The 8,949-nt window shown below is 43.0% G+C and carries 10 protein-coding genes; 3 read left to right on the forward strand and 7 right to left on the reverse strand.

Translation table 11 applies throughout. The features are described from left to right. Window positions 1-507 (forward strand): aminotransferase class I/II-fold pyridoxal phosphate-dependent enzyme (locus PX481_RS20290; RefSeq protein ID WP_288095675.1); only part of this gene is annotated, 507 nt, incomplete at its 5' end. A 329-nt stretch (window positions 508-836) separates the two neighbouring features. After that, the gene (locus PX481_RS20295; protein WP_002757936.1) at window positions 837-1,829 is read left to right on the forward strand and encodes a glycosyltransferase; all 993 of its coding nucleotides are present in this window, start codon (window positions 837-839) and stop codon (window positions 1,827-1,829) included. A 114-nt stretch (window positions 1,830-1,943) separates the two neighbouring features. Here PX481_RS20295 and rsmH read toward each other — a convergent pair whose 3' ends face one another. The 7 genes from rsmH to PX481_RS20330 all read right to left on the reverse strand — a co-directional run bounded on the left by rsmH (window position 1,944) and on the right by PX481_RS20330 (window position 8,071). After that, window positions 1,944-2,825 (reverse strand): 16S rRNA (cytosine(1402)-N(4))-methyltransferase RsmH, encoded by an 882-nt coding sequence (gene rsmH / locus PX481_RS20300; RefSeq protein WP_002757937.1) that lies wholly within the window; start codon window positions 2,823-2,825, stop codon window positions 1,944-1,946. Window positions 2,826-3,088: 263 nt separating this feature from the next. Beyond that, entirely contained in the window at window positions 3,089-4,600 is a 1,512-nt protein-coding gene (gene ilvA, locus PX481_RS20305) for a threonine ammonia-lyase, biosynthetic (protein WP_002757938.1), read from the reverse strand. Window positions 4,601-4,691: 91 nt separating this feature from the next. Further along, window positions 4,692-4,994 carry a hypothetical protein gene (locus PX481_RS20310; protein ID WP_002757939.1) on the reverse strand — a complete coding sequence of 101 codons (303 nt, stop codon included), beginning with the start codon at window positions 4,992-4,994 and terminating at the stop codon, window positions 4,692-4,694. A 235-nt stretch (window positions 4,995-5,229) separates the two neighbouring features. Then, window positions 5,230-5,883 (reverse strand): hypothetical protein, encoded by a 654-nt coding sequence (locus PX481_RS20315; RefSeq protein WP_002757940.1) that lies wholly within the window; start codon window positions 5,881-5,883, stop codon window positions 5,230-5,232. A gap of 532 nt (window positions 5,884-6,415) precedes the next feature. Beyond that, complete coding sequence (locus tag PX481_RS20320; protein ID WP_002757942.1) at window positions 6,416-6,601, reverse strand: hypothetical protein; 186 nt, start codon at window positions 6,599-6,601, stop codon at window positions 6,416-6,418. Window positions 6,602-6,603: 2 nt separating this feature from the next. After that, a complete protein-coding gene (locus tag PX481_RS20325; RefSeq protein WP_288027594.1) occupies window positions 6,604-7,089 on the reverse strand; it encodes a type II toxin-antitoxin system VapC family toxin in 486 nt (161 codons plus the stop codon). A 352-nt stretch (window positions 7,090-7,441) separates the two neighbouring features. After that, window positions 7,442-8,071: a hypothetical protein gene (locus PX481_RS20330; protein WP_288095678.1), complete on the reverse strand. Its 630-nt coding sequence runs from the start codon at window positions 8,069-8,071 to the stop codon at window positions 7,442-7,444. 290 nt (window positions 8,072-8,361) lie between these two features. Between PX481_RS20330 and cobS the strand changes: the two genes are divergently transcribed. Beyond that, window positions 8,362-8,949, forward strand: a 588-nt coding sequence (cobS, locus tag PX481_RS20335; RefSeq protein WP_288095679.1) for an adenosylcobinamide-GDP ribazoletransferase, incomplete at its 3' end; no start/stop codon positions are given.

Consider the following 8,949-nt stretch of genomic DNA (forward strand, 5'->3'; position numbering starts at 1 on the left):
AGTGAATCCTGGACTATTTCCTTATTTAGTCTCTCAAAAGCCTACGGTTTTGCCAGTTGGCGCATTGGTTATATGGTAGTACCAGAACATTTATCTGAGGCGATTAATAAGATTCAGGATACTATTTTAATCTGTCCGCCGGTGGTTTCGCAATATGCGGCTCTGGGAGCGTTACAGGTGGGTAAAAGCTATCCTTTAGAACAGTTAAAAACCATCAGTAAAGTTAGAGAAATTTGCCTGAATGCTCTAGAATCGATTAGGGATATCTGTGATGTTGCCACTGCGGAAGGGGCTTTTTATTTCTTCCTGAAAATTACCACAGACAAGAATGATTTTCAGTTAGTTAAAAGTTTAATTGAGCAGCAGCGGGTGGCGGTGTTACCCGGTTCAACTTTTGGGATAACAGAAGGCTGTTATTTGCGTCTTGCCTACGGTGCTTTATCTCCAGAAACGGCTTTAACGGCAGTAGAAAGATTGGTAAAGGGACTGCGTTATTTTAGTCAGTGATTTTCAAGAATAAATACCGGCTTTTTTTCTTGGTTTTTACTTTACCACAACTGATGAAAAACCTTCTCTTGCCGATGGATGGGGTGCAAACACCGATTATTGCTGTGGTCGGTCAATTACTTAAAGCGAAGCCTGGTACTATTTCCCTAGGTCAAGGGATTGTTTCCTAATTATCCACCCTAGGAGGCGATCGAATATATTTCTTTAGACTAGGGGTTTGGCTGGCTGGTTTCCATAATCAGAATTGCTGACCTCTTGAGCTACAATTGACGGCAAAGCGTTTTTGCGCTAAACTATGGGACAAAGAATGCTTTGGCCTTATATAATTAATGCGAACAATCTATTTTTACGCCCCTGACGAAATCAGACAAAAAAATATCAGGGAAGACCAGACTCTATGGACAGGCGATCCTAGCAATTTTACGGCTTGGATAGCCCAAACCTACTTTCATCTTAAACAAGCTGGCTTTCCCTGTGAAATAGCCAGAGAAATCCCAGAGCAAGGAATTTTAATCGCCGACCGAGACACCCTAGATAATGACTATCCCTTCTTGGATAAGGTCATGTTAATTTGTGTCCAAAGCGACAAAGAATATCACCCTTCGGCTCACCTACACATTGTTTATAATCCGTATACTTGGGAGAAGACTAAAGACTCTATTTGGAACCCCCATCTAATTAGTCATTGGCCGATGCCCGGGTTAATTCCCAGAGATAGGGAACGGAACACCCTAGTGGAGAATATTTCTTACATTGGCAACAGGGGTCAGTTGGCACCGGAATTAAGGTCGGAAGCATGGCGAGAGTCTTTGGATACTCTCAATTGCCATTGGATGCCGATTTGGGATAAATTTCAATGGAACAATTATACTAATCTAGATGTGATTGTAGCCGCGCGTAGTTTTGATTCTCGAAATTATCCTAATAAAGGTTCTATTAAGCTAATTAATGCTTGGCACGCCGGTGTTCCTGCCCTTTTGACTCCAGAGTTAGGCTTTTTAGCAGAAAGAAAGACGGAGTTAGATTTTATTATTATTCACTCTCTAGAGGAAACAATTCAAGCAGTTCGTCGTCTGAAAAGTTCTCCAGAACTTTATCAAAAAATGGTTGAAAACGGTTATAAGAGGGCGAAAGAACACACAATTGAAACCACTTTAAATCAATGGATATCTTTTTTTAAAGATGTGGCTTTTCCCACCTACGACCAATGGTCTGCTTTAAGTCAATTTGAAAAAAGATGGTTGTTCAGTCAGCGATATTTAGCTTTCAAATACGACAGATTTAAACACAAAATAAACAACCTTGGCAAGTCAAAAGCATAATTCAATTCTCGATCGATTATTTCTCCTTCGTGTAAAAAATAGTTGATAGCCTTTCTCATCAAGATAACGACTCCCTAAAACCAGATAGTTTGTACCTCACCATTAAGATAACTGCTATAGGATAACCTCTGATTCGATCTTTTGGGCTATTCTTAGTTTAGCCGAACGAGAACGAGGGTTTTTAGCTTGTTCTTCTCGACTGGGAATAATCGGCTTTTTCGTGATAATTTTCAAGGAATTATCTTCGCGAAAGCCATACTTGATCAGACGATCTTCTAGACTATGAAAACTGATCATAGCGATAATTCCCCCGGATTTTAGCCAGTGGGGGGCTTGATCTAACAATTGTTGGAGAGAATCTAATTCTTGATTAACAGCGATGCGTAGGGCTTGAAAAACCCGCGTTGCCGGATGAATACGTCCATAACGGTAACTAGCGGGTACAGAACTAGCGATGACAGCCGCTAATTCTGTAGTGGTAGTAAAAGGACGTTTTTGGACGATCGAGCGAGCAATAGGACGAGATAAACGTTCTTCTCCGTATTGATAAAAAAGATCTGCTAATTCTTTTTCGTGCCAATGGTTGATAATATCGGCTGCCGTCAGGGATTGACAGCGATCCATCCGCATATCTAAGGCTGCCGTGTGGCGAAAACTAAAGCCGCGCTCGCTCTGATCGAATTGGGGAGAACTGACTCCTAAATCGGCGATAATGCCATCAAAACTGCTATTTTGTCCATTATAATCGGCGAAGTTCCCCCACCAGAGGGTTAAACGGCTATCTAGATAGGGGGCGAGACTAATTTTAGCGGCTTCTAGGGCGCTTTGATCGCGATCGATGGCGGTTACTGTGGTTTCGGGATGGGCTTCTAAAAGCAAGCGGCTGTGTCCACCACCCCCTAGGGTAAGATCGAGATAATGCCCCCCGGGTTGAATATTTAAGCCGGCGATTAATTCTTGACTCAAAACGGAAATATGGGGAAAATCTTGATTCATATGCTGATAACTTCCTGAAAATGGCGATTTAACCTAGGGTTTGCTGAAAAAGTTTGTTGGTGGGGGCAGGGTGTGGGGTGTGGGGTGTGGGGTGTGGGGTGTAGGGTGTAGGGTTTTACCGATTTTGGGGTAGTCAGTTACCTAATTTTCAGGGAAAAAGTGCCTGAATTTTACCCCCGATCACTCCAATGGTCAGCACTTTTTGAGGGGAAAAAAGTCTAAAAGCCTTATCCAACAAGGTTTTTAGATTTATTCAGCCAACTTTAACCTAAAAACAACTGATAGGCCCGATTTTGACTTTCATCCCAATAGCGATAGCCGAGAGTATCGAGAAAAGCTTGCCATTGATTCATTTCATCGGGGGGGACCTGTATGCCCACGACGATGCGCCCGTAATCGGCCCCGTTATTGCGATAATGGAAAACGCTGATATTCCAGTGGGGACTCATGGAGGCGACAAATTTCATTAAAGCCCCCGGTCGTTCGGGAAACTCGAAGCGATAAAATAATTCATGGTCGGCTAAATGCGATCGCCCTCCCACCATGTGGCGCAGATGCAATTTAGTCAATTCATCATCGCTAATATCGAGGGTTTTAAAGCCACAAGCTTCAAAACTCTCGGCTAATTTCTTGGCATCGGTGCGATTTTCGATCTGGGCGCCGACAAAAATATGTGCTTCTTTTTCATCGGCAATGCGATAACTAAATTCGGTTAAATTGCGTTTGCCGACACATTCGCAAAAACGCCGTAAACTGCCCGGTTGTTCGGGAATAGTAACAGCATACAACGCCTCGCGCCGTTCCCCTAATTCTGCCCTTTCCGCCACAAACCGCAGACGATCAAAGTTCATATTCGCCCCACAAGCCACAGCAACGAGGGTTTTATCCTCAATTCCTTCTCTTTCTACATAAGCTTTCGCTCCTGCTACCGCTAACGCCCCCGCAGGTTCTAAAATCGAGCGTGTATCTTGAAAAACATCCTTAATCGCCGCACAGATATCATCCGTATCCACTAGGATAATCTCGTCCACATACTGCTGACAAAGACGAAAAGTCTCCTCTCCCACCTCGCGCACCGCCACCCCGTCGGCAAATAATCCCACTTGGGACAAACGCAGCCGATAACCGGCTTTTAGGGATTGATTCATCGCGTCTGAGTCCACAGGTTCCACCCCGATAATTTTAATTTCTGGACGTAAACGCTTGACATAGGCTGCAATACCTGATATTAAGCCACCGCCACCAATAGCGACAAAAATCGCCTCGATCGGTTGCTGATATTGTCGTAAAATTTCCATACCGATCGTACCCTGGCCGGCGATTACCTCCGGATCATCGAAGGGATGGATAAAAGTTAAGCCTTTTTCCGCTTCTAACTGCCGCGCGTAGGTGTAGGCATCATCGTAGGTGTCACCGTGCAGGACGACAATCCCGCCCCGGGCTTTTACCGCGTCGATTTTGACTTGCGGAGTGGTGACAGGCATAACGATAATCGCTTGGGTTCCCAATTGCCGCGCCCCCAAAGCGACTCCCTGGGCATGATTTCCCGCCGAAGCAGCAATTACACCTTTTTGTAACAAATCCCTTGACAAATGCGCCATTTTGTTGTATGCGCCGCGCAGTTTAAAGGAGAAAACCGACTGCATATCCTCGCGCTTGAGTAAAAGCTGATTGTGCAAACGTTGGGAGAGATTGGGGGCAAGTTCCAAGGGGGTTTCTTGGGCGACATCGTAGACGCGTGCGGTGAGGATTTGAACCAGGTAATCGCAGTACATTATTCTTTTTTGGCGGTGGGGATTGGCGAGTCAGGCTAGGATACAGAATAGATCATCGTCAGTCCGGTTAGCAATAAAGAGCTATCAGCTGTCAGCCGTCAGCTTTTTGCTCTGTGTTCCCTACTTCCCACTTCCCACTGATGTAACCTCTCAATAACTGCTGGAAGCTGTCGCGAACAAAAATCAAGGTCGTGTAGGGGTTGCTATGAGGGAGAAAATCTGGTTTAACACAGATAGGAGGATTGCCACAGAGAGCCAAAGGAAAATTGAGAAAGCCCTCCGCCAAGAAGTAGATAGCTGACAAAACCTCGTAACGAACCACCCAACTGGAAGCCCAACTCAGAGAACAGAAAAAGCTCAAAGGCCGACCGAAGATAAGAGCCAGCCAACTCAACGAAAAAACCCCGGCGTTGCTTAATCAAGGTATGAATGCTAATTTTGCATATATCAAAAAGTCAGTTTGAGCCTGAGTTTTAAAAAATGTAGATGCAATGATTCATACCCAAAGTCAGCAACGCCGAGCATCTTTCAATTTGACAACGCCTAAACCCACAGCTTCAATCAATGTGCATGGTGCGTTCCCCAAAATTGATCGGTGGAGCAGTAGGAGCCACATTAGGGAACGCACCCTACGGCTGCGGCGCTCGGTGTGCATGGGCGTTGTTATGCTTTTCCAAATTCGATTTTGAATAAGGCAATTTTATGAATGAAATACCAAATATATTTCTCTTATAAATCTGCCTAGTTTGATTATATCTTTGCATCGCATTTCGCAGATCAAATTTAATGTCATTAATGAACTGGTCAGGAAAAGGTTCTCCAACAATATGCTTGGTATCTATATTGTTTTCCTTCCACAATCTAAATTGAGCTTGTTCTTGAGTGGCATGACGAAGATAATTGGAAAAACTAGCAGGCATTTCCGCCCCTTCAACTAGATAAAGCTTGGTTCGCAAAATTCTGACTATTTCTTTATGAAGATCACAGAAATATTCATTCTTAAAAAAGGACTCAATTTCCTTCTTTTGCTCTTCACTTAGTGGATCATGAACCCCAGAGGCAGGATTAACAATATCTTCTTTGACATAATATAACGTATCAATTTGATTCACGAGATTGAAGAGTAGTCCATAGAATTCTTCAATCTGGCTTCTATAATGCTCAATTGTATGTTCAAGTCTCTTAGTATTGTCTTCTCTGATTTTAGTTAAGTAAAAGGTCAGTATTGAGCCTGCAAGTGCTAGTGTTCCAGCAATCAACGCAACAACAACTTCTGTCTTCATATTAAATAGACCTCGACCTAGTATTATATTAAGACTAACAGTCTTTCTAGTTAAGGAATCTAACAAAATAAAACTGCATAACTATATATTATATGTAAACTTTCCACATATCACGCCAAATACACATTTTTTAAGAAATATTTCCGTATATTCTGAAACTTTCCCTATAACATTACAAGTAACCGTGTTATGCCGAATTATTATAGGCGTTCTCATGTTTTGAAAATCCCACAGGGTGGCCGATACAAAATTAGGTTATACCTCATCTTTATGAGAAAGGCTGCCATACCGGGAGCGAATTTGGCTGGGATTTACTACCATATTTAACTTCATTTGTCAAGAAATTCGCTAATTTTAAGGTGCGCCATCGCACTTAAACCCACAGATGCAATCAATGTGCATGGTGCGTTCCCCAAAAATCGATCGCTGGAGCAGTAGGAGCCACATTAGGGAACGCACCCTAGGGAGATAGCGTACTGCTACGCAGTGCCTTCGGCATCGCACTATAGATTTAGCGGTTCCATTGAATGCTTTAGCCGGCGGTCGGGTGCAGTGATTTGTTAGACGCTCGCTTAATTGGCAACCTAACTAATCTATCTTTATGAGCCAGTTGCTTCTGCTTTAAGTCATTAAAAATAGCTCTTAAGTCATATTGAAACGATTGAGCGTATTCTTCTCTATACTTGTGAATTTCATCGAGAATTTCATTTTTATACATGACTAAACCTCTAGGTTATATCCAATAAGCTCATAAGGAGTGCAAATAACTGGCAATATATATCCGAGATCAGAACTAATCTGAGCCAGCTGGTGGTGAATTTGGGCATTTGCCATGTGCTTGCAGTTCCATGTTAGCAAATAATCTAAGTTATAGACGGTTGCTAATGCCATATGTAAAGCGTCGTTAGATGCCTTTAGGGGCAGATTGCTTTGAGTCAGAAACGCTTGCGAAAGTTCAAACGCATCTTCCGTAAGTTCGAGAAGCATTAGGGATTGTAACAAGTTTAACCGTTGAGCGGCGATTATCGGATCTCCCTTAGCTGCCTCATCTTCAACGATCTCTGATGCGTAAAGCGTAAATGAGCTACTATGTTCGTTCCACCAATCCTGGGTGATCTTGATATTAGCAGCAACGATCAGATTGTCAGTGGGTCTGGCGGTTAAATGCCCAACAATACTTGTTTCAATATAGACGCTTCCATTCACGGCAACCTAGAATATCTTTTCGCTCTCTATCCTACCTTATTTAATCTTGGTTTTGAGGGTGTTGGGTAACAGCCGTCAACCCAACCGACAAGATCAGCGTACTGCTACGCACTGCCTTCGCCATCACACTTAAACCCACAGCTGCAATCAATCTGCATGGTGCGTTCCCCAAAAATCGATCACTGGAGCAGTAAGAGCCACTTTAGGGAACGCACCCTACGGCGATCTGTTTTATCAGCACTCTAGGCTATTTATTCCCCTAGAAACGAATCGCACCGTTACATTTCATTAACCCACCCTACAAGATCGGCGATCGCTATAAAATTGGCAATCGCACTATATATAAACAGTCTCACCAGTCTCTGACAACTTTTACCATAGCTACTTCTGACCATTTTTCCCAAATACTATTGGGAACTCTCAAAGTATATCGTGTTCTGTTGCCTCCTTGACCTTCTTTATCAAGGTTTTTCGCTCCTAAAAACACACCAGAACTATCTATAAATTCAGCCCTAAAGCCATGCTGCAATAATTCAAGTCTTAAGTAAGCTTCTCTCGCTGCTGGGCTTCGTTCTGCTTCTGGAGGACTTGAAAATTCAACAATCCACTCTACTTGTTGATTCTGTTGATTAAATGCAGGTTCTTCAATCATTTTATACGAAAATGCTGCATAATCTCCTACAGAACTAGAATTAAAAACACTATGGTCCCATTTTGGATTTGATAAATTTGGAGTTGGTTCAGTAGTAATAGTAGGAGTTGATGTAGGTATTGCTGTAGGTGATGGCGATGGTTCAGAAACACTTGGAGAATAAGTCGGTTGCTGACGATTTAATTGTTCTTTTAGACTGCGAATTTCTTTTTGCAGATATTCAACTCTTTGATCGTCGGTTTGGGGACGAGAGGCGTAAGTAGCAATAAACGCGCAAGCCAGCATAACAGCAGCCCAAATTGGCCATGGGATTTTTGATTCATTTGACATTTTGCTTGAGGAAGATAGAAGTTTTAAAGATTAGGCGATCTAACTACATAATATACGGAAACTTTCCGTATCTCACGCCAAATACACATTTTAAAAAAAATCTTTCCGTATATTCCTCTCCTATAGAGCAATCGCAAGAACTTTTCCTATAAAATTACAAGTAACCGTGTTATGCCGAATTAAATCATTATAGGCGTTCTCAGATGTTTTGAAAATCCCACAGGGTGGCTGATACAAAATTAAGTTATACTTCATCTTTATGAGAAAAGCTGCCATACCGGAATCTAATTTTGGGGGGATTGACTACCATATTTAACTTCATTTGTCAAGAAATTCGCTCATTTTTAGGTGCGATCGCTTTTTACACGATTATTCCGGTTCCGATTGCCTGGCCGGATTTTGGCAGAATTGCCCGATGGATTGCCTTAGTGGGCTTATTTTTGGGTTTAATTTTGGTTTTGCTCGATATAACTCTAGCTGGTCTGGGAATGCCACCCCTGACTCGTGCGGTTGTCCTTGTGGGGGTTTGGGTTTATCTAACGGGAGGACTACACCTTGATGGAGTTAGTGACACGGCCGATGGTTTAGCTGTCACCGACCCCCAGCGTCGTTTAGCGGTTATGGCCGATAGTGTTACCGGGGCCTTTGGAGTCATGGCCGTGACTATGGTTTTGCTGCTAAAAATCGCCGCTTTGACCGATTTAAGCGATAATCGAGCCTTAGCTCTAATTTTAGCACCAATTTGGGGACGTTGGGGGCAAGTAATGGCGATCGCTCTTTATCCCTACCTCAAACCCACCGGTAAGGGAGCCTTTCATAAAGTGGCTTTTTGTCTGCCTTGGGACTGTGGGGGAGTAATTTGGGGGTTAATCGCCCTA

This window comes from Microcystis sp. M53603_WE2 (genome assembly GCF_030065435.1).